This is a genomic window from Myxococcales bacterium (assembly GCA_022563535.1).
Taxonomy (GTDB): Bacteria; Myxococcota_A; UBA9160; order UBA9160; family UBA4427; genus DUBZ01.
Genome location: JADFNE010000011.1, coordinates 51777 through 73838, shown reverse-complemented (window position 1 = coordinate 73838; position 22062 = coordinate 51777). Strand labels below are relative to the sequence as shown.

The window sequence follows — 22062 nt, the reverse complement described above, 5'->3', positions numbered from 1 at the left end:
GTCAGGGCGCTAGCGAAGAGTATTTTCGAGGTAGTCCTGGTAGAGATCCAGTTCTCGACAGAAGCGAACCGCACTTCCCCCGGCTCGGACGGATCGGTGTTGTGCACTTTCGGCACCCTCGAGCAGCGAATCGAGATCGCGTCCGTCGTCCGGATACATTGCCACGCCGATGCTCGCGGTCATTCCGATCGAATCGACATCGACTTTTGCGGACGCTTCCGGCAGTCGCGCACATGAGATACATGCACCCAGTGCCATTGCGGTTTCGTTGACCGACTCCGTGTTCGCGACACCATCCAGGATCAAGGCGAAAGACGACTCTCCAACCTGGGCGAGGGTATCCGTGTTGCTGATCCGATCTCGCAGGCAGAGATAGGCGGTTTTGACCATCTTTTCCCCCAGCGAGCGGCCGGTGAGGTTTGCGAGCACAGCGAGATGATCGAGCTTGATATTCAACACGGCGAAGCGGCGCGGGTTTGCGCGGGCCTGGTCGATCGTATGCGTGAGTCGGTCGCGGAAAATCAGCTCGTCGGGGAACGCGGCCTCGACGCAGCTGCTCCCGAGTTCGCTTGTGAAAATGGATCTCCCGAGCATCGCCATCAGTTCGATCGGCGCCGTTTCCATGTCCAATGACATTTCAAACGGGCGATTCGCTCGATGGCGCATGACGAGATCCAAGATCTTCCGCGGCAGTGTCTTGCGGTTGAGTCGATCCTTGAGAATGAACGCGTCGGCCCCGGCCTTGCCGGCGAGCAAGGCGAGGTTGGTGTCCTCTGAAGCCGTCAGCACAATCACCGGGAAATTCGAAACTCTGGAACACACGATGTCGATGCTTGTTTCGGCGTCGGCGTCGGGCAGGGTCAAGTCGAGCAGAACAGCGTCGAACCGCGACCGGTCGAGTTTTTGAATGGCCGTTTCCAATAGAGGTGCCCGCTCGACCGCGAACTCGCACAGATTCTGATTCTGTAAAGTCTTTGTGACGAGGGCGGCGTACTCTCGACTGTCCTCGATCAAGAGGACGCGTAGCGCGTTGGTTTCAAGGACCGGCACCAGGCGTTTCTTTTCGCTGATCAGCCAATGGGGGTTCGAAAGTTGGATTTCGGCTGCGCTCATGGTAGTGCCTCCCGCTGCGACTCATCTTCGGTCGCAGTCGATAGCCTTCCCTCTCCGGCTCGTTGATGGTTTTCGATCGCCTTGATGATGGCCTCCGAAAGCGACTCGCGACTGAAGCTGCCTTTGACCAGGTAGTCCTGTGCCCCAACGTTGAGCGCCGCGTCGCGCAAGCGTTCGTTGTCCGAGCCCGAAAGAACAATCACCGGCAGCTTGGACATGAATGGAGCAGCCCACAACAAGGTGTAGACCCCCTCGCCGTCACCGAGATTGAGGTCCAGCAGCATTGCGTCGTAGGTGATGTGGCTCAGGTGCTGTGCCGCGACATTGAGACCGGGGGCGTTCTTGACGTCGTATTGGATGTCGTCGTTCCGGGAGAGCAGATGTCGGGTCAGCGTGACTTCTTCGACGTTGTCCTCGACGTGCAGAATGTTGAGCCGCCGGCTTCGCCGCGCAGGAGACTCACTTTCATCGCTCGGTTCTGTACTGGCTGTAGAAATCAGAGGATCTCTCCTCAATTATCAGGACTCGACCAATAGGACTTTTCTCTGATATTGAGTTCTGAATTACTTTCTGTGGTCGGAACAACACACGAAATCTTGAGAGTTGATCCGGCTCTCCGAGCGATCGGTCTGTGTTGGCCCGAGAACGGCTGCCGCCTCGCATGTTCTCCGCATCTCGAAAGTAAAGACATCGATCGTTGCTCAGAGTTTCTACTGAGCAAGAAAAAGATCCGCGAAGTTGAATCAGGGTGCCGGGTTCAGTCGGGTACTGCGGGAAGGTCGATCACGATCACGGTTTCCTGGCCGTCAGTACTGTCGAGGGTCATGGTTCCCCCCTGACCCTTGATGATCATTTCGGCGATCAAGAACTCGAGCGCGGTTTCTGTCGGGGTGATTCCCTCGATGCGAAAGCCGTCGTCTTCGAGAATGTCGCTGAGGGGGCGGCCGATGCTCGGGTTGTGGTAGCGCAGCAGGACGCGAACGATCGGCGCGCCGCCGTGGCCCTGGGCGTTGTGTTTTGATGCGAGATAAAAATCGCCGCGTTCGGGCACCATCGACAGGGCCGTTTCGAACAGCCCGCTGAATGCCCGGTCGAGTTGGGTTTCATCCGCCATCACGAAGGGCTGGTTGCGGTCGAGCTCCTTCAACACCAACAGGTGTCGCTCCTGGATCAGTTCCGTGTGACGGTCGAGGGCGCGCTCGAGCGAGGTGGGGAGATCGATGGGCACGCGTTTCGCGGGAGCGAGTTGCGAAAGATCCTGCAAGCGGGTCACGACCTTTTCGATTTGCAGGACATCCGCGCGGACCAGTTCCGCGAAGCGAGTGCGAAACTCTTCGTCTCTGTAGTGATCCGGCAAGAGTTCGGAAAACGTCCGGATCGACACCAGGGGATTGCGAACTTCGTGGGCCAGGGCGCCGACCAGGCGTCGCAGGCCGTCATTGTCGAACCCCGTCACCGTGGAGTCCAACCGCTGCGTGTCGGGTGCTGGATCGGCCTCGTGCGGTTCGCCCGCTTCGTGAGGAACAGAGGAATCGGACCAGATCTCAGCTGGCCGTGGCCGGGCGAAGTCCTCGGGAATGGACTCGTCGTTCGCGCTCGACGCTGGGGCGATCGGCTGGACAGACGGCTCGACAACTGGCTCAGCATCTGACACAGCACCTGACACAACAACAGGTTTCAACGCAGCAACAGGCTCAGCTACCGATTCAGCAGCGGGCTGAACAGGTTCCAGCTCGACTTCGGGAGTTGGATCGTCGACGAATTCTGCGCTGGGGAGTTCGGATTCGGCGAGCAACTGGGCGTCGCCGCTGAAGCGCAGATGATGGGGCTCGAGGGGATTGGCGCTCGAATGCGAGAGGCTGCGATGCACCACCGACTCGAGCTGAGCCATGTTGCCGGGCCAGGGATAGCTGGCGAGTTCTTGCAGTGCCCCGTCGCCAAAGCTGCGATGCCGCTCGCCCTGGGAGGCCGACCAGGCAATGGAAGCGTTCGCGACAAATTTGACGATGCACTCGATTCTTTCGCGCAGGGAAGGGAGTGAGACGACGAGCCCGGAGAGAGCCGTGGCGAGTCCGCGGTTCAAGCGCGGCAGGTTTGCTTCTGCCTCGAAATCGTCCTCGCTCGACAGGTCGCGGTAGCCATAGTCTCGCTCGTCCTGGGCCGACGCGATGAACCGCACCCGGGTCGTTCGAAGTACCGCCTCGGGGAGGCCGTAGTCAATCCAATCCCGCACCCGCAGCTGCAGGGTCTCGGGCAGACGGTCGACGTCCTCGAGCCAGATCGTGCGGTTCCAGCTGTGGTCGGATCCCGCTTCGCCGATCAACTCGAGCAACTCGCGCTCACTCGACACTCCGGCACAGGGGACGTGCAGCAGGCCCGAAGCATCCGTACTGCCAAACGCGTGAACGTACCTCGCGACCAGACCGCGCCCGGTTCCCGCTTCTCCTCGGATCAGCAATGGGAGATGACAGAGCTTTGGATCGAGGGCACGCAGCAGGTCCGGCAGCTCGAGCTCCATGAACCAGCGGGAAAACCGAGCGGCCAGCAGATCGCGGCCGCGACGTCGAGAAAGTGAACCTGCGCTGCGGCGATGTTCTGCGTCCGCAATGCATTTGCGCAGGCGATCGGGCTGGGGCGGAAACTTCAGGAACGTCGCGGGCAAGTTGTCGAACAGTCGGCGCGCCTCGGCGAGGTCGGAAGCCTGGGGGAGCACGATCCAGGTACAGCCCCGCAAGCGCGGACTGAACCGGTGCACGAACTCGAGCTCGCTCTCGAAGTCGCCCGAAGGGGCGAGCAGGACTACGTTGGCGGCAGTCGCCGCCGCAAACAGCTCATCGGAGGGCTCGCCCAGGAAGGTGTTGTCCCCCGCACCGGCGATGCGAGCGAGCGCAGCCCGCTGTTGAGCGTTCCTGTGGATGATCCACAATGTCGAAGAAGTCCCCATTGCCGCCCTGCCTATCCGAGAACATTCCCCTGAATCCGCTGAAGTGTTTCCGCTCGTCGGGGTCGTGATTTAAACACAATGCTCCACGCAACAGATGCGCAAGCTGCGTGCCAAATGTGAGAAATCGGCGCCCTCCGGCAGAAGGCTCTGTAAGTCATTGCAAAACGTGGAAGATCTCGAATCGGCCCCACAACACCGACACGCGGCTGCCAATATGGGAAGCTAGCAGAGGCGCCGGTTTCCTCTCATAGTTGGAAAATTAATTCCGCATCGCTGTGGCTTTGATGTGTCACCCGCATATCGTGCTTCGTTGCTGGTGCGCGATCGCTCTGCCAAAGTTGCTGAGCGATCGCTCACGGTGCGCTTTCAATTTCGGGCACCCCGCCCAAGTCGATCAGCGAGGGGAAACGATGCGCCGCAGCCGCGCCCACAGCACCCAGCGCAGATTTCCGCAATGCCGGGGCTTGGCATTCGCGTTGACGGCGCTGGTCCTGATCGGCTCGGGGAGCCTTGCTGCCCCGGGCAAGTCGAGCGAACCCCAGAAATTTGATCTGTTGGGTACCTGGTACATCGTCGTCCACTACCGCGACACCACAGGGGGGGCGGCCGATGGCGAGCAGTGGGAAGACAAGGTCTGGACATTCGACTACCGGGGATCGCGGCTGCTGTGGACCGAGTATCCAGTGGTCTTGTTCGACGACGATCGCGGGCGCCAGGAGTTGCTCGCGAGCGGGCGATCGATCCGATCGGCGGGGGCCTGGCAACCCAATGCGGCCCAACTCGAGGAAATCGCCGCGGGCCTGGCGGTCAATCCACAATGGACGCGTTCGAAGAGTCTGCGGGGGGATCCCACCAGCGGCTTCCGCTCGAGTGGGACGCTCAACCAGACATCGGCATCGGTCATCGGCTACAGCGAGACCTGGGAGATAGAAGATCCTGTGAAGCAACCAATTTTTCGCCGCATCGACCAAATGAGCAGCGCGCGCAGCGTCCCCCTCGACGGAATCACGGAGTACCGCAGTGCTGCGGGGATCAGCGTGGACCCGGCTGCTCCCGGGAGGCTTTCCGGGAGTTTTTCTCGGGATGGCGTCCAGACCGGATCATTTATCATGCTGCGTTCGGGATCGATCAAATTTGCGAATCCGAAGGAAACCCAGAAAAAATGGAAGTAGTCGACGTTGACCGCTGAAAAAGAAACCGCTGACAACGTGCAGCATAAGGGCCGCGCCCGAGCCGAGTGCGTGCGCTCGGCCGGGGCCAAGGATCTCGACCGGGTGGCTGCGCTGTGGACGGCCATTACCGACCATCATCGAGGGATCGACCCCCTGTTCAGCATGAGTCCCGATGGGGAAGACGCCTTGGGGGAACTGCTGCGAGCGATACAGCGCGATCCCGACGCCCAGATCCTCGTATACGACGAGTTCGGCGACCTTCCCGGAATGCTGATTGTGCGCATCGATCAGTCGCCGCCGATTCTGCGCGAGACCGAGCGCGCGGAGATCACCGACCTCGGCGTGCGGGAATCGGAGCGCCGACGCGGGATCGCGGGGGTGTTGGTGGACGCGAGCCTCGACTGGATCCGCGCGTCGGGAGTCGCACGCGTCGAAGTTCATGTCGCGCACGAAAACCCGGAGGGCCAGGGGTTCTGGCGGGCGCGGGGCTTTGCCGATCTTATGGACGTTCTGCACCTGCGGATGTAGGTTCCACGGCCGACACTCCAGCAAGGAAGCCCCCGGATGAGCAGCGAAAAAACTGCGGTAAACGAGACCGTCTCATCAGAGCAAAAATTGAACTCCATTGCCGCTGAGTTGAACGAAGAGCTAGAGAAGAGCGCCCCCGAAATTTACGCCATGCTGTCCAGCTACGGACAGCGCGCCTATTTTCCGAAGGGGATCCTCAGCCAGTCCGCAGAGGCCAAGGCCAAGGCACATCGATTCAACGCAACCATTGGGATCGCCACCGAGGGTGGGGGCCCGATGTTCCTGGATTCAATCAACCAGCACCTTTCGTCCCTTCCGGCCAAGGATGTCTACCCCTACGCCCCACCGGCTGGGCAGCCGGGTTTGCGCGAGCGCTGGCGCGAAAAACTCCTGGCCGAAAATCCGAGCCTCGCGGGCAAGACGTTTGGCCAGCCGATCACCACCAGCGCAATCACTCACGGTCTCGGACTCGCGGCCGAGATGTTTACGGACCCGGGCGACGTGCTGCTGTTGCCCGACAAGCTGTGGGGTAACTATCGCCTCTGTTTCGAAAATCACTTTGGTGCAAAGATCGAGACCTTCCCCTTCTTTGACGGAGAGGGGTTCAACGTCCCCGGGTTTGCGCAGAGTCTCGAGCGCAACGCTGCCGGTCGCGACAAGCTGATCGTGTTGTTGAATTTTCCCAACAACCCGACGGGCTACATGCCGACCTGCGCGGAGGGGGAGGGGATCGTCAACGCGCTGGTGGGTCAGGCGGAGCGCGGAACCAAGCTCGTGGTCCTCGCGGACGACGCCTATTTCGGACTCTTCTATCACCTGGGTGGGGAGTCGATGACCGAATCCTTGTTTGGTCTGCTCACCAATTGTCACCCCAACATCCTGGCGGTGAAGCTCGACGGAGCCACCAAGGAACTGTTCGTCTGGGGACTGCGCTGCGGCTTCATCACCTTTGGACCTGGCCGCAGCAGTGGTGCAGCGGAGGCCTGCGCGGTTTTGGAAGCCAAGGTGCGGGGCATGATCCGGGCCGGCGTGTCGAATGCCTCCCAGCTTTCTCAAACGCTGGTTCAAAATGCGCTCGGGTCGAGTGACATCGCCGCCGAGCGCCAGCTGAAGTTGGACGTGCTGTGTGCCCGTGCGAGTCGGGTGTACGAGGTGGCGCGGGCGCCACGCTACAGCGAGAGCTGGAGGGTTTATCCCTTTAACAGCGGCTACTTCATGCTGATCGAGGTGAAGGGTGTCGAGGCCGAACGACTGCGCCTTCACTTGCTGGACGAACACGGGGTGGGGCTGATTGCGACCGGAAAGCACGATCTTCGAGTCGCATTTTCATGTCTCGAAACCGATGACGTCGAGCCCTTGTTCGAGATCGTGCACAAGGCAATCCAAGAGTTGAACTGAATATTCCCTAGGGAATATTTCTGCTCGATTCATCTCGAAATCCTCGTCGGACAATTTATGGAAATTGGGCGCGTATTTGTGTGCACAGGTGCGTATTGAAGGCTACTTGTAGCGCCGGAATCGGTCCCCCAAGGAGACCCCGATGCACCCTCCCCCTAGACCATTGGGGTTGCCCATAGGGCTACGGCGAAAGACACGAACGCGCGAGGTTTCGCGTTCCATCCCCATTGCGCTCGGCTTGGCGATTGGCCTGGTCATGATCACGAGTTCTGGTGCGGGCCTCGAAGCGAATGAAGTCGAGAAGATTCACCGCACCGGCGCTGTCGGACAATTCGCCCCGATCGAAATCAATTCACTTCCGCCGCATCGACCGTTTGTAGACGAAGTGCCGCGCAAAGATTCTCAGACTGCAAAAGCAGAGCCGATCCGCGTCGCGATGGTGCCCCGTAAATCGGCCGCAACATCTCGGCGTGGGATGCAGCCTGCGAAGCCATCCCCTTCCGCCAAAGAGTTCTCTGTCATTAAAGGCAAACTCTCTGCCGGCCAATCGCTTTCGAGATTGCTTCGGGCACGCGGCGTCTCCGCTCAGGTGTTGCGGACGATCGATCAACAGATTCGACCGGAGTTCGATTTCCGAAAATCGCGGCCCGGCGATGGCTTCAGGCTCACGCTGGACGCCGATGGGGAACTCGTTCGCTTTCGCTATCGCACCGCCCCAGACGAGAGCATCGTGTTGACGCGCACGAAAGATGACTACCGGGTAACGCGTGAAGCCTCCCCGCTACAACCGCGTGTCATTCGGATGCAGGGCACGGTCCAAACCTCGCTGTACAAGAGCATTCGAGGCCTGGGCCACGATCCCGTCCTCGCCAGCGCGTTTGCGGATATCTTTGCCTGGGATATCGACTTCACTCGGCAACTCAAGGTGGGCGACGGCTACACGATCTTGTACGAGCAGCTCTACCGCGAGGAAGACGGCGACGAGGTCTACGTTCGTCCCGGACGCATACTCGCGGCGCAGTTCAAGGGTTCGATCGGTGAACACACTGCGGTGTACTTCGAGGAACTCGACGGCATCGGGAGCTACTTCCGTCCCGACGGTGAAACGGTGGAGCAGGAGTATCTCGCGGCTCCACTGAAGTTCAATCGCATCAGCTCCGATTACAGTGCTGCGCGCAATCACCCCATCCTCAAGGTCGTGCGTCCCCATCACGGCATCGACTACGCCGCGCGGACGGGCACTCCGTTGTGGAGCGTGGCCGACGGAACCGTGATCTTTCAGGGCATCAGCGGTGGATTCGGAAATCTCGTGAAGATTCGCCACGCGGGGGGGTACGTCTCCTTTTACGCTCATCTCTCGGCCTTCAACCCGAATCTCGCGGTCGGGCAGAAGGTCAAGCAGAAGCAGGTGATCGGATACGTGGGACAAACCGGACTCGCGACCGGGCCGCACGTCTGCTTTCGGGTCACGAAGTTCGGCAAGTACGTGAACCCCGCCCATCTCAATCATGGGCGCCCCGTCCAACGCTCAGTCGCGGACGCGCAATGGGCCGATTTCCAGATCGTCCGCGATCAGCTGCTGCTGGGATTGCGCGACGGTCCCACCCAGGACTTTGCGGGTAACGCCCTCTAGGTTTTTTGGCTTGCCTTGAATGGGTTTGGCTCTCGTTCGGGTACGCCAGAATCGGCGAGGGGTGGGGGGCCTGAGGTGGGATCGGAGTTGACCCTTGTTTTTTGGGAGGGGCGGAGATCGTGACTAGGAGGTGTGCCGTGGCGTTGGCAGACCAGTTGGAAGAGATTGGTAAGCGCTTGGGGGCTCGCGAGTCGGGATTGTTGGAGCAACTTGGGCGAGTTCAGAAGCGTGCAGGCGAGCTTCATGAGCGAGTGCGAGAAGGCCTCGAGGGTTTTCATCGCGGCAGCCGGGAAGCTGGGGCCGCGCATCTTGCGGTCGAACTGTCGGATCCGCGGATCGACGACAAACACCTCCACTCGGTGCAGTTCGATCTCGCCCGGGGGCGTCATCGGGTGATCGTGACAGTGAAAATCGTGGGCGAAGTGACGATTGTCGGACCCTTCAAAGCGGGCAAACCAGAAGGGCCCTGCAAAAGCATCGCCCTCGCCGACGACGAAGCGATCGACACAGCCCTCAGCCTGGTACTCAGCGATTTCCTGGAAGCCGCCTTCGCCCCCTAACCCCCTATCACCCCTCGCCGATTCTGGCGTCTCCCGAACGACTGCAAATAAGCTACGCCCCGGAGGCGATTCCCCCGCGGTTCGATATCCTCCCGCCCCTCTTTGCTTCGTGCTAAGAAGTGACCAGCGCCCAGGGAGTCAGCGAGTGACAGAGGCCAGCCGGCCCATCGAGGGCGACGCCGATCTCGTTCAGTTTTTTATCGACGGTGAAACCGAGCCCGCGGATTGGAAAGTGGGCACCGAGCACGAGAAGATCGGGCTCTATGCGGACACCCATGCGCGACTCACCTACGAGGGAGAACGGGGAATTGCCGTTCTGCTCGAGCGGATCGCGACCCAGGATGATTGGACCCGAGTCTTCGAGGGCGAGTACCTCGTCGCGCTGAAGAAGGACGGCGCGAGCATCACCTTGGAGCCCGGTGGGCAGATCGAACTGTCGGGTGCGCCTTTGCGCACCAACCGCGAGACCTGCGTGGAGTTCAATAGCCACGTCGAGTTGCTCAAGGGGATCTCCCAGGACATGGGGATCCTGTGGCTGGGGCTCGGTCACGATCCGATCCACAAGATCGAAGAGATCCCGCGCATGCCGAAAGCGCGCTACGACATCATGCGCAGTTATCTGCCGACTAAAGGCGATCTCGCCATGCACATGATGCACGCGACCGGAACCGTGCAAGCCAACTTCGACTATCGAGACGAAGCCGACATGGCGGAAAAGATGCGCACCGCCATGGCAATCAGCCCGGTGATCTCGGCACTGTTCGCCAACTCCAGCATTTCCGAAGGCAAGCCGAACGGCTTCGCCTCGCGCCGGATTCAGATCTGGCGAGAAACCGACCCCGATCGCTGCGGAATTTTAGAGTTCGTCTTCCTTCCGGACTTTGGCTATCGGCACTACATCGATTGGGCACTCGACATCCCGATGTTCTTCGTCGTTCGCGGGGACCAATACCACCCGGCCAGCCACCTTACCTTTCGCGAGTTCATGAAGTCGGGTCTCGCAGGCGAGCGGGCGACCCACGCGGATTGGGACACGCATCTCACCACGCTGTTTCCCGAGATTCGCCTCAAACGGATCATTGAGGTGCGGGGCACCGACGCCGTTTCGCGCGAACTGACCTGTGCCTTGCCCGCAGTTTGGAAGGGAATTCTCTACGATGCAGATGCCCGAGAGGCCGCGTGGTCGTTGGCCGGCGGGTTCAGTGCCGCCGAGCGAGACGCGGGTCTGGCCGACGTCGCCCGGCGAGGTTTGGCGGCAGAAATTGCGGGGCGACCGGTCATTGAACTGGCTCGAGAGTTGGTCGCATACTCCGCGGCGGGCCTCAAGGCAATGGCTTCTCATGGCATCGCCGGCCCGGATGAGGACGGCTTTCTCGACCCACTGGGCGAGGTGGTCGAGCGAGGGCGCAGCCCGGGAGAGGAGTTGGCCGAGAGTTGGGCGAGCGAGTGGGATGGCTCGATGGACCGCTTGATCGACCGTGCCAAATACTGATAAAGTCGCTCGTGCTCTAGCGCGCCTCGGAGGCAGTCCATAATGAGCGTGACATCGTTCAAAGTCAGCTTCACGCTGGACGAGGGAGATGTCGACTACTTCCGCAGACTCTTTCGCAATGCGCGCAAAAGTGCGGCCGGGAGCGACCCGGACGAGATCATCACCGCTGCGGCCGAGTTGGTAAAGACTGTCCGCAGCAAGAAGGGAACGCCGCGGTTTGTCGTCGAAGCGATTGCGGCGATTGAAGACCTCACCGAGATCATCCTCGACGAGGACTACCACGCACCCAAGCCGATCCGAAACCAGGTCCTGGGTGCACTCGCTTATTTTGCAAACCCAGACGATCTGATTCCCGACGAAATTCCGGTCTTTGGCTTTCTCGACGATGCCATCATGATCAAGTTCGTCGAGGATGAGTTCAGGCACGAACTCTGGGCGTATCGAAAGTTTCGCAAGTATCGTGACGGCGCGGAACAGCGCCCGTGGACCAAGATCGCATCGTCTCGTCTCCCGGGGCGCCTGGATGCCTATCGCAAGAAGCTTCGGGCCGAGGTGGCACTGCGCAAAGCCCGGGACGAAGCGAAGGGAAGGGTGGGCTTTTGAGTTCCGATTCAGATCGAGCAACGATGGATTGCCCAGACCGACCGCGATTGTTGGTCGTCGACGACGAGGATGCGATCCTCGAAACGATGTCGTTCACGTTCATGGACGACTACGAAGTCATCACGACCAACGATGCGCGGCGGGGACTCGAGATATTGGTCGAGCAGGCGCCGATCGCCGTCGTGCTCACCGATCAGCGGATGCCACACATGACTGGAGTCGAGTTTCTGCGCGAAGTCTACGCGCAGCATCCCGACACGGTCCGGATCATGTTGACGGGGTTTGCGGACTCGGACGCAACCATTCAGGCCATCAACGATGGGCACATCTATGCCTACCTCGACAAGCCCTGGGAACCGGCCGAACTCAAGCAGACGGTCAAGAACGCGGTCCAGCACTATTCGCTTACGCTAGAAAATCGCAGACTGATCGAAAACCTGGGTCGCGGGAACCAGTTTTTGGAAGCGGTGATGGATCGCTTCGACATTGGCGCCATGGCGCTCGATACCGACGGGATCATCCAGGCCATCAATCAGGCGGCACGCAGATACTTGAAGCTGGATGACGATCCGAAGGGGGTCGGGATCCGCGAGATCCTGGTACGCCAGGGCCTGGAGCACGTCGCCGAGGCGGTGGACTGCGTGTCGGAAGAGATGGACGGTTCTTTCGAAGATCTGGAAGTGATGACTGCGAGCACGACGCACAGGCTGCGGGTCAGCTCCCGCTCCCTCGAGAGCCGGGGAGGCGAGCGCCTTGGACGCGTGATTCTCTTCAAGGAGATTTCCCACGAACCCCTGCGCCGCAACTTCGAAGAATTGCTGGTCGCGCTCTCGCAGCATGGGGATGGTTTGCGCAAAGAGTTCAAACGATCCCTCGACAAACTTTCGAAGCTCGGCGAGCAGGTCGCGAGTTCGGGCGTCACCTCTCCCAGCATGTCGTTTCTCAGTGAGCGCGTGACCCGCACCCAGACCGCAATTTCGAGTTGGCTGGAGATCGACGACTTGATGTGCCGCGAGGACTACCCCGATGCTAAGCTCTTGATCGAACGGATGCGGCTCGCAAACAAGCGTTGGCCTCAGTCTGTCGAGGTTCCCGTACGTGTCCTCAGCCTCGGAAAACTCGTCGAGTCCTACTACGAATCGGGTGTGAACCCAAAAGAACGAGTCCTCTGAGGTGCCTGAAGAGGACGGGGGACTCCGTCGTCTCGAGTTTCGGATGGAGCGCCTCGCGCTCAGCTTCCGGTTTACCTTCGCTTTTCACGCCCGGGAGGTTCGCTTCGAGTGCGATCGCGGCGAGGGCTACGCCAGGGTTTTCCCCGAAACGTTTTCCTTTCACAGCGAGCAGCACGATCCCGCGGAACTCTTCTTCCAGCTCGATGATCTGCTGAACCGCCCCGAGTTGCTCTCGCCCAATGCCAACCGACGAGACGCCCATGATCTGGTGATCCACCTGCTCACCCAGGCCCCCCAGTATCTCGAAGCCCTGCTCGACGACGTCGGAACACGCCTGCCCGACGAGCCGAAGCTACGACTCCATCAGGATGTGGCGCTCTTCTGTCAGATTGCGAGCCGCTTTCTTTCGTCGAAGGAACTCACCGAACAGCGCCGCGCTCGGGTGGCGGTATTGTTGATGCGCAAGCTCGTCTACCGGGGGCTGCAGGTGTTGGTGGACGGCCGGGTCAGCTCCGACTATCTCGAGCAGTACATCCGGGGCGCAGTCGACCCCGTGGATCCAGAAGATGACTCCAGCGAGGGGGGGTTCTTCTACACCATGGAGAGCGGCTCGCAGGACGCGGTCAACCGCATGGTGATTCGCATGGCCGAGCGCTCGTTTTTTCTCTGGGTCGAGGGAGCCTGTCTGGACGAGGACAACGAAGCCTTCGAAAAAGAGGATTCGCCCTTCGCAGATCGCGAGACCGAGGTATTGCGCGCCATCTGCGTGTCTCCTTCACTCACCATCGACCGCAGCCGCGATCTGGTGCCCTATCTGAGGCGCCCGAGCCGAGATTGTCAGCGGATCCTGGACAAGCTCGAGCGGTGGTTTCTGCGCCGCTATGACGTGCGGCACTCGTCTGCGCTGATTTACCACGGAGCCTCCCTGGAACAGGGACGCGGCTCGAGCGACAGGAGCCTTTCGTGGCACACGCCCCGCAACCACGCCTTGGCGCTGCTGGGCCTCGTCTCGCCCTTTGTCGCAGCCGGCTTTCTCTATGATCGCTACCCGGCCTTGCTGGATTTGCTGTGCTCGGCTGAGGTCGCGCTGGTGAACGCTGCAGCGATCTGGTTCCTCCTCTATCGCTTCTGCTGGAAGCGCGACCTGTCGTTTTTTCACGCATCCGTGCCCCGGATCGCGGCCGGGATCATCGTCGGCTACCTGCCCGTGTTCCTGATCGACGAGGTCTGGGACCTCGCCAACCAGCCAATTGCGGTCCTGGGGGCCGTGTCCCTGTTTATGGGCCTCGTCACCCTGCTCTACATCTACGTCGAGGTACAGCGGCGCATCCACGACCGCGACGAAGCCTTTGCCCGCGCGCGTGCAATTTTTCTTCTGGGGCTCCTGCAGGCCTTCGGAATCGGCGTGGTGATGACCAATCTGGTCGGGCGATTCATGGTCCTGCGCAACTGGGGCTCGGAGAAGGCCGGGGTGGTGGGATCCTATGCGGACGCGGGCACTATGCAATTTGTGGGCGAGCTGCCGCGGATCATCGGGATCGAGCCCATGATGGCCTTTCCTTCGGCGCTCCTGGTGATGACTTTTCTCTCCTTCTTCATCGGCGTCTTCCTGCAACTGATGTGGGAAGAGTTGCCGATTACCGAACCTCTCTGAAGCTGCCTCTGGCAGAGCCTTCGGGGCGGGCTTACATTCTGCCCCGGCAGCTGGGCATGAGCACGGCGCTACGCAGGTAAGTCATGGCAACCCAGAACGAAAATCACACCAAAGTATTAATCATCGGAAGTGGACCCGCGGGCTACACCGCAGCGATCTACGCCAGTCGCGCGCAGCTCGAACCGGTGATGATCGGCGGCATGGCATTCGGCGGTCAATTGATGTTGACCACCGACGTCGAAAACTACCCTGGCTTTCCCGACGGCATCACGGGCCCCGAGATGATGGAACTCTTCCAAAAACAGGCGGAGCGTTTCGGCACGAAGCTCTTGCTCGAAGACGCGACGGAGGTCGACTTCTCGCAGCGACCGTTTCGCATTTCGACTGCGGATCGGCAATTTACCGCCGATGCAGTGTTGATCGCGACGGGCGCATCGGCGAAGTGGATCGGCATCGAATCCGAACAACGCCTGATGAACAACGGCGTGTCGGCCTGTGCAACCTGCGACGGTGCACTGTTTCGCAACAAGGCGATGGCGGTGGTAGGCGGTGGCGATACCGCGATGGAAGAAGCGCTATTTCTCACCCGCTTTGCCACCAAAGTGACGGTCATCCACCGGCGCGATGGGTTGCGGGCCTCCAAGATCATGGCCGACCGCGCAAAAAATCACGAGCTGATCGAATTTGCCTGGAACAGCCAGGTGGAAGAAGTCCTCGGAGATGAATACGTGACCGGCGTACGTCTGATTGACACGCAAAACGGCAAGCTGCGCGACATTGATGTCGAGGCGCTCTTCATTGCGATCGGCCATCAGCCGAATACAAGTTTGTTCACCGGCCAAATCGAGATGGACGCTGCCGGCTACATCCAGGTGAAACCCGGCACGACCCAAACGTCGATCGAAGGGGTGTTCGCATGCGGGGATGTATCGGATCCCACCTATCGTCAAGCGGTGACGGCGGCGGGAACGGGTTGCATGGCCGCGATTGAATCCGAGCGCTGGTTGGCCGAACAGGGTGTGGAATGACTGCAGCGAAACAACATACTGTGAAAACTCAGTGGTGATGTAGAGAAATGACCCTTTCGAAAGATCGCCTCCAGTCACTTACCGATCGCTCCACCGACATCGTGATCGCGACGACGCGCGACGGCAAGGTTGCCTACTACAACGACGGCGCCGAGCGTGGCCTAGGTTACACCCCTGAAGAAATCATGGGCGACCACGTCTCCCGTCTTTACAAAAACATTGAAGAAGCCCAACGGGTCATGGCGGCGATGCGCAGCCCCGACCACGGCGGCGTGGGCATCGTTGAAACCTTCGAGACCTGCTTTCTCTCCAAGGACCAGGAAGAAATCCCCGTCGCAATTTCGGGCACGATTCTCTACGACGACGCGGGCCAGGAAGACGGCACCATCGGCTACGCGAAGGATCTCCGGGACATCCTTCATCGCGACCAGCTCGCGATCCTGGGTGAAGTAGCGATCGGCTTGTCCCACGAGATCAACAACCCCCTTGCTGTGATCTTGAACCAGGCCGAGCTGTTAGAGAAAGAGATCTATGACCTGGCGGCCGAGCGCGACACGTCGGTCGAAACCGAACGTCTCGACGCGATCCGGCGCGAAGTGGGGCGCATCGCTCAGATTCTCGAGCGGCTCGGCGAAATGGTCGCAACCGATTCCTACGAGACGATCAACTATATCGGTCCCTCGCGCATGGTTGATCTCAAGCATCACCGTGATCCCGAATCTGAGTTGCAGCAGTGGCGTGCCCGCCTGGGTGGGGTGCGGTTGCTCGTGGTGGACGACGATGCGGGAATCTGTCATTCCATCAAGGAGATCCTCGAAAGCTCAGGGTGCAGTGTCGAGACTGCTGGCGACGGAGTGGAGGCGATTGAACGTCTCGCCGGCAATACATTCGATCTGCTGCTCACCGATGTCGTGATGCCCCGGATGGACGGCCACAAGCTCTACCTCACCTTGAAAGAAAGCCACCCCGATCTTCCCGTCTTGATGATGACTGCCTTTCATTACGACAAAGACCACATCATCAAGCGCGCGCGCATGGAGGGGCTCGAAGGAGTGATCTTCAAGAAGCCGCTCGATCCCGGGCGTTTGCGGCAAATCATTTGCGAAACGATCGGGCGCTAGAGAGTTCGCGCAGCGCAGATCGCTTGAATGTTCTTCGCCCCCGCCCGTCGCAGGCAGCGCGCCGCTTCTTCGAGAGTACTTCGGGTCGTCACCACGTCATCAACCAGCCAGATGTCTGGCGCCGAAACTGCGGTGCAGGCAAATGCGTCGCGAATGTTGCTGCGCCGCTGCCGGCGCCCCAGGTGGGTTTGGCTTGGGGTGTCGCGGAGCCGAATCAATAAATCCGTTGTCAGTCGTCCGCCGACTTGCTTGGCGATCGCCCGCGCGAGGGTGGTGGCCGGGTTGAACCCGCGTGCGCGCAGGCGACTCGGATGAAGGGGCACGGGAACCACGAGGTCGGGGCTGCGGTGGACGAGCATCTGGGAGACATCGCGCGCGAGTGCGACGACGATCGACTCGGGGCCGGGCAAGAGTCCGGCAATTCCACTGCGGGGATACTTGAAGTCTCGGATCCAGCCCTCGGCTCGACCTTCAAATGCAACGCGGGCGGTGCAAGCGTCGAGTGAAGAGCCCTCGCCCTTGCAACGACTGCACAGTCGATGGGGACGGCTGGGTGTCGGCAGCTGACAGAGCAGGCAGCCCTCACGGTTCAAGAACTGCAGTGCGCGCGAACATGGGCCGCACAGCACAGACTCAATTTCTGGCGCGCGCTCACAAGCACGCTCGAAAACATGATCGGAAATGTGGTCGGTCTCGTGTAGATGCGCGCCACACCCTGCACAAACCGGAGGCAAGAGAAATTCCAGCAAGCCTCGCAGCATGGAGCCCGCCAACTCTTTCGGACGTGCGATCAAACGAACCCTCAGGCGACGCTGGTAGTAGCCTGCTGCGCTGCTTTGACGGGGGTCAGTTCGGGCATATCCAAGGTGATTCGAGGTGCGTCGCCCCACAGCGCTTCGAGATCGAAAAGTTCGCGGGCATCGGGGTCAAATACGTGCACGATGACGTCGTTGGAGTCGATCAACATCCAGGTCGCGTTGTCGCCGCCTTCGACCCCGAGAGGTATGTCGCCATCTGCCTTGAGGGCCTTGACCACCTGACCGACGATTGATCGCACCTGCCGATTCGAGTTGCCGCTCATGATGACCAGACAATCGGCATACGAAGTGAGTTCGTGCACGTCGAGAATCACGGGTCGATCGGCATTGCGCGCGAGCGCGGCTTCAATCACTGTGGAGAGCTTCTTGCGCAACGTGTCTTCGATCATTTCCACCGGACGTCCTTTCGTTTCACTCTTGATTTTATCATCTGCGTTGTTCTGCATGCTGTTCTTCATGTAGTGGCTGCTCGAAATGTAGTGGCCGCTCGAAACAATCGCTTCGCAGACGGGTTCGGGTACCAGTTTCGCGATTGATTCCCCTCTGGCCAGCCTGCTTCGGACCTCGGACGCCGAAACATCCAGCGCGTCGATGGCCAACACGTCGATGCGGGTATCGCTCCTGCGGCAGAACGCGGAGCGCCCGTCCTCGGCGATCTCCACCAACTCGCGCGCGAATTCGGGAAGCCACTGGTCGAGGTGGTCAAGGGTTGCCGGGGGTCGGGATACGACGACAAGGTCGACCAACTGAAGGATGCCACAGGGATCTTTCCAGCTTCCCATCTCGATGAATGCGTCGTGTCCCAGGATGAATACGAGCCGCGCCGGAGCGAATTCGCCGACCAGGGTGCGCAAGGTGTCGATCGAGTACGACGCTCCCGAGCGTTCGAGTTCGAGATCGTTGAGTTCGAACAAGGGTTCGCTTGCGATCGAAGCCTTTACCCAGCGCAAGCGATCCCGTGCCGGAGCAATCGGGTCCTGATCATCGTGGGTCTTGTGCGGCGGCTGTGCGCTGGGGACGAAGATCACTCGCTCGAGATCGAGGGCGCCCGCGACTTCGCGCGCGGCCTGCAGGTGACCGCGATGGATCGGGTTGAACGTACCCCCGTAGATTCCTATGCGACGTCCGTCCGCGCTCATTCGCGCAGTTGACCCTCTCCGGTCAAGATGAACTTTTGGGTCGTGAGACCCTCGAGTCCCATCGGGCCGTACGCGTGGAGCTTCGAAGTCGAAATGCCAATTTCAGCACCCAACCCGAGTCTGAAGCCGTCCGCAAATGCGGTCGAACAATTGATCCCGACGGTGGAAGAATTGACGCGTCGCTGCCACGCGGATCCATTTGCCTGATCGTTGGTGATGATGATTTCGGTGTGGTTCGAGCCAAACTCGCGGATGTGGTCGATTGCCGAGTCGAGATCGTCCACGACCTTCACCGACAAGATCTTGTCGAGATACTCGGTTGCCCAATCGTTTTCGCTCGCCGGTCGCGCCTCGGAGAACACGTCGCAGACGGTTTGGTCGCCGCGAATTTCGACGCCCTCTTCATGGAGTGCCTTCAGCACCTGGGGAAGCACGGTCTCGCTTGCATCCCGGTGAACCAGGAGCGTCTCCAAGGCGTTGCAAACCGCGAGTTGGCGCAGCTTCGAATCCAAAACGATCTCAGTGGCCATCTTCGCATCTGCACTCGCATCGATAAAGATGTGACAAATGCCCTCGTCGTGACAGATCACCGGAATGGTCGAGTTTTCCCTCACCTTGCGGATCAACCCGGGTCCACCACGGGGAATGATCAAGTCGATCTCTCGGTTGAGCTTGAGCAGGATGTCGATCGCCGCGCGGTCGGTGGTCCCCATCACGGCGATGGCATCTTCGGGAACTCCCGTCTCGCGAGCGGCCGCGCGCAAGACCTTGGCCAGCGCTTGATTGGAATGGAAGGCTTCCGATCCCCCGCGCAAGATGACCGCGTTGCCGGCCTTGATGCAGAGTGCTGCGGCGTCGACTGTGACATTGGGTCGCGACTCGTAGATCATGGCGATGACGCCCAACGGAATGCGCATGCGCGCGACCCGCAACCCGTTGGGTCGCAGGTGACTGTCCGCCACTTCCCCCACTGGATCGCGCAGGGCGGCGACATCGCGGAGCCCCGCAATCATGTCGTCCCACTTGCCGTCGGCGATCGACAGTCGGTTTATTAGAGGAGCCGCGATGTTCTTGTTTCGCGCTTCTTCTTGATCGAGTCGGTTGGCCTCGAGGATTTCATCCTTGGACTCTTCGAGCAGTTCTGCGCAGCGCAAAAGCCATGCGTTCTTTGTCGCGGTATCGAGATCACCGAGCGCATGAGCAGCGCGCGCAGCTCGAGTTGCCAGGCCCGTAATTTGCTCTTGGAGTTCGGGATTCAAATTCGGATCCAGCGTTTGAGATTGTTCCATGACTCGCACTTCCTGTTCTGCGCGTATCTCTTCGGTTCCTACCGGCGCTCGCGATGCTCACGACCTTTACGACCTTCACGAAGATAGAATGACGAGGTTGTCCCGGTGGATGAGTTCATCTCCGTTCGAATATCCTAGCACCCGCTCGATCTCCCGTGTGGGGAGACCTTTGATCCGTTGGACTTCATCTGCGCCATAGGTGCACAATCCGCGCGCAATCTCCCGTCCCTTGGGATCCAGGCAAGCCACCGAGTCACCGCGCTTGAAGTCGCCGGAAAGTGACGTAACCCCCGCCGGCAACAGGCTGCTCCCCCGCTTTTCGATTGCGTGACTCGCACCCTCGTCAAGCATCAGTGAACCGCGGGTCCGGGTCGTGAACGCCAACCAGTGCTTTCGACTCGCCATTCGTGCGGCGGGGAGAAACATTGTGCCCAGAGCTTCACCTGCGAGAACGCGCGAGACCACATTTTTTGTCGCGCCGTTGCACACAACGGTGACGGCTCCGGTGTGAGCAGCGGTTCTCGCGGCCTCGAGTTTTGTGATCATGCCGCCGCGACCGAAAGCGCTTGGCGATCCCTGGGCGGCGTGTTCGACTTCGGGGGTGATCTTTTCGATCACATCGAAGAGTTGCGGTTTGCGCCGGCCCTCGATCGGGGGTTCGACATAGAGTCCGTCGACGTCGGTCAAGATCACCAGAGCATCGGCACTCACGAGGCTTACGATGTTTGCAGACAAGTTGTCGTTGTCACCGAAGCGGATTTCTTCGGTCGCGATCGTATCGTTTTCGTTCACCACCGGAACGACCTTCAACTTGAGAAGTTCGTGCAGCGCCTGTCGCGCGTTCAAAAAGCGTTCGCGATCTTCGAGGCCCATTCGAGTCAGTAGAATTTGCGCGATCTTTTGGTCGTGGCTTGCGAAGCGCCGCTGGTAGAGCTCGACGAGTCCGATCTGTCCGACCGCGGCAGCCGCCTGCATCTCGGGAATCGTATGCCGGGGATGATCCCATCCAAGCTTGGCCGCACCGATTGCGATTGCGCCCGAGGATACGAGTACGACCTCGCGACCGTCATCCACCAAGCCCGAAATTTGCTTCGCGAGGTCCGAGAACTTCCGCGGTCGCAGCTTGCCGTCCCGGGTCAAGGTGCTGCTCCCGACCTTGACGACTATGCGACGCGCGCGCGCGAGCAGTTTTCGACTCTCGTCATTATTCATTGGTTGTACTTTCGGCTTTATCTGCTGTATCCGCTTCGTTGGCCGCGGCCACTGCGTCGAACATCAGGCTGACGAGGTCGCGACAACCGACCCCGGTGGCCCCTGAAATCCTCGACGCTTGCAGGCCGCGATCCCGCAAGGCTTCTTCAAGTGCCACAATATCGCGTTCGTCGTGAAGTAGGTCGACTTTGTTGAGCACGACAATTTCGTGGCGCTCGATCAAGTCTGCGCGATAGCGACCGAGTTCTCGGCGTATGGTGTCGTAGTCGTTGATCAAATCGCGTCCCTCGGTGAGCATCGCACCACAGTCGAGCAGGTGGACGATCACCCGGGTGCGCTCGATGTGGCGCAGGAAGCGGTCTCCGAGGCCGGCCCCTTCGCTCGCCCCTTCGATCAAACCGGGAATATCGGCCGCGACAATGCGTTGCTCTCCCCGCTCGACGACGCCGAGAGAGGGCACCAGGGTCGTGAACGGGTAGGAGGCGACGCGCGGTCGAGCCTTTGAAATCTGTCGCAGCAGCGTGGACTTGCCCGCGTTGGGAAAGCCCACGAAACCGACGTCCGCCAACAGTTTTACGGTCATGCGGAGGCTGCGCGTTTCTCCGCGCTGGCCGGGTTGGGCAAAGCGTGGTGTCTGTCGCGTGGAAGTCTTGAAGCGGGTGTTTCCCTTGCCGCCCTTGCCGCCACGACAGATGACGTGGCACTGATCTGCAAGGGTGAGATCGACGATCGGCGCGCTGCCCTCGTCTGCATCCTGATCATAGATTTCGGTTCCGACAGGCACGCGGATCTCGACTGCCTTGCCCGAGGCGCCGGTCTTCTCTCGGGTTCCGCCGTTGGCGCCCCGCTCCGCCTTGATCTCGCGACGATGACGGATATCGAGCAAGGTGCGAAGGTTTCCGTCGGCGACCAGGACGACGTCGCCCCCGCGGCCCCCGTCGCCCCCGTCGGGGCCCCCCATGGGCTCAAACTTCGCCCGGCGCATGGACACCATGCCGTCGCCCCCGTCTCCGGAGGTTACGTTGACGAAGACTTCGTCGACAAAGTTTGCTTTCGTGCCCATCGAGGTCTTCCTCGTTCTAGCGTGCGCACAGAGTACAGGAGCCATGCCCGCGCGTCGGTGCCCGGCTGGGAGGCGAGCGAATCGCAGCCCTTGATCGGATGCGCACCGGTCGCCATCGCGTGA

Annotated in this window: 19 protein-coding genes; 11 read left to right on the top strand and 8 right to left on the bottom strand. The window is 60.4% G+C overall.

Annotated elements, in window-relative coordinates; all coding sequences use genetic code 11:
- Positions 1 to 9 precede the first annotated feature (9 nt).
- The 3 genes from IH881_05615 to IH881_05605 form a co-directional block, all read right to left on the bottom strand.
- Complete coding sequence (locus IH881_05615) at positions 10 to 1113, bottom strand: response regulator (GenBank protein ID MCH7867155.1); 1104 nt, start codon at positions 1111 to 1113, stop codon at positions 10 to 12.
- Complete coding sequence (locus IH881_05610; GenBank protein ID MCH7867154.1) at positions 1110 to 1628, bottom strand: response regulator; 519 nt, start codon at positions 1626 to 1628, stop codon at positions 1110 to 1112. The genes IH881_05615 and IH881_05610 overlap by 4 nt, the downstream gene beginning before the upstream one ends.
- Before the next feature lie 242 nt (positions 1629 to 1870).
- Entirely contained in the window at positions 1871 to 4057 is a 2187-nt protein-coding gene (locus IH881_05605; GenBank protein MCH7867153.1) for a sigma 54-interacting transcriptional regulator, read from the bottom strand.
- 410 nt (positions 4058 to 4467) lie between these two features.
- Here IH881_05605 and IH881_05600 point away from each other — a divergent pair, with 410 nt between their 5' ends.
- The 11 genes from IH881_05600 to IH881_05550 all read left to right on the top strand — a co-directional run bounded on the left by IH881_05600 (position 4468) and on the right by IH881_05550 (position 16418).
- Complete coding sequence (locus IH881_05600) at positions 4468 to 5229, top strand: hypothetical protein (GenBank protein ID MCH7867152.1); 762 nt, start codon at positions 4468 to 4470, stop codon at positions 5227 to 5229.
- Positions 5230 to 5235: 6 nt separating this feature from the next.
- Positions 5236 to 5757 (top strand): GNAT family N-acetyltransferase, encoded by a 522-nt coding sequence (locus IH881_05595; GenBank protein ID MCH7867151.1) that lies wholly within the window; start codon positions 5236 to 5238, stop codon positions 5755 to 5757.
- Positions 5758 to 5844: 87 nt separating this feature from the next.
- Entirely contained in the window at positions 5845 to 7155 is a 1311-nt protein-coding gene (locus tag IH881_05590; protein MCH7867150.1) for an aminotransferase class I/II-fold pyridoxal phosphate-dependent enzyme, read from the top strand.
- Between the two features lie 256 nt (positions 7156 to 7411).
- The gene (locus tag IH881_05585) at positions 7412 to 8788 is read left to right on the top strand and encodes a M23 family metallopeptidase (GenBank protein ID MCH7867149.1); all 1377 of its coding nucleotides are present in this window, start codon (positions 7412 to 7414) and stop codon (positions 8786 to 8788) included.
- A 137-nt stretch (positions 8789 to 8925) separates the two neighbouring features.
- Positions 8926 to 9348, top strand: a complete 423-nt coding sequence (locus IH881_05580; protein ID MCH7867148.1) for a hypothetical protein — start codon at positions 8926 to 8928, stop codon at positions 9346 to 9348.
- Positions 9349 to 9493: 145 nt separating this feature from the next.
- Positions 9494 to 10840, top strand: coding sequence for a glutamate--cysteine ligase (locus IH881_05575; protein MCH7867147.1), 1347 nt, complete (start codon positions 9494 to 9496; stop codon positions 10838 to 10840).
- A 42-nt stretch (positions 10841 to 10882) separates the two neighbouring features.
- Positions 10883 to 11443: a DUF1232 domain-containing protein gene (locus IH881_05570; protein MCH7867146.1), complete on the top strand. Its 561-nt coding sequence runs from the start codon at positions 10883 to 10885 to the stop codon at positions 11441 to 11443.
- Positions 11440 to 12615 (top strand): response regulator, encoded by a 1176-nt coding sequence (locus IH881_05565; GenBank protein ID MCH7867145.1) that lies wholly within the window; start codon positions 11440 to 11442, stop codon positions 12613 to 12615. The genes IH881_05570 and IH881_05565 overlap by 4 nt, the downstream gene beginning before the upstream one ends.
- 1 nt (position 12616) lies before the next feature.
- Positions 12617 to 14269, top strand: coding sequence for a hypothetical protein (locus IH881_05560; protein MCH7867144.1), 1653 nt, complete (start codon positions 12617 to 12619; stop codon positions 14267 to 14269).
- A gap of 83 nt (positions 14270 to 14352) precedes the next feature.
- Positions 14353 to 15297, top strand: a complete 945-nt coding sequence (gene trxB / locus IH881_05555) for a thioredoxin-disulfide reductase (protein ID MCH7867143.1) — start codon at positions 14353 to 14355, stop codon at positions 15295 to 15297.
- 47 nt (positions 15298 to 15344) lie between these two features.
- Positions 15345 to 16418, top strand: a complete 1074-nt coding sequence (locus tag IH881_05550) for a response regulator (protein MCH7867142.1) — start codon at positions 15345 to 15347, stop codon at positions 16416 to 16418.
- Here the strand turns inward: IH881_05550 and IH881_05545 are convergent.
- From IH881_05545 to obgE, 5 genes are all read right to left on the bottom strand, one after another.
- Positions 16415 to 17212: a ComF family protein gene (locus tag IH881_05545; GenBank protein ID MCH7867141.1), complete on the bottom strand. Its 798-nt coding sequence runs from the start codon at positions 17210 to 17212 to the stop codon at positions 16415 to 16417. The two genes, IH881_05550 and IH881_05545, sit on opposite strands and share 4 nt — an antisense overlap.
- Positions 17213 to 17220: 8 nt before the next feature.
- Positions 17221 to 18375: a nicotinate (nicotinamide) nucleotide adenylyltransferase gene (nadD, locus tag IH881_05540; protein MCH7867140.1), complete on the bottom strand. Its 1155-nt coding sequence runs from the start codon at positions 18373 to 18375 to the stop codon at positions 17221 to 17223.
- The gene (locus tag IH881_05535; protein MCH7867139.1) at positions 18372 to 19664 is read right to left on the bottom strand and encodes a glutamate-5-semialdehyde dehydrogenase; all 1293 of its coding nucleotides are present in this window, start codon (positions 19662 to 19664) and stop codon (positions 18372 to 18374) included. The genes nadD and IH881_05535 overlap by 4 nt, the downstream gene beginning before the upstream one ends.
- A gap of 75 nt (positions 19665 to 19739) precedes the next feature.
- Positions 19740 to 20876, bottom strand: a complete 1137-nt coding sequence (gene proB / locus IH881_05530) for a glutamate 5-kinase (protein MCH7867138.1) — start codon at positions 20874 to 20876, stop codon at positions 19740 to 19742.
- A complete protein-coding gene (obgE, locus tag IH881_05525) occupies positions 20869 to 21939 on the bottom strand; it encodes a GTPase ObgE (GenBank protein MCH7867137.1) in 1071 nt (356 codons plus the stop codon). The genes proB and obgE overlap by 8 nt, the downstream gene beginning before the upstream one ends.
- Positions 21940 to 22062: the final 123 nt, after the last annotated feature.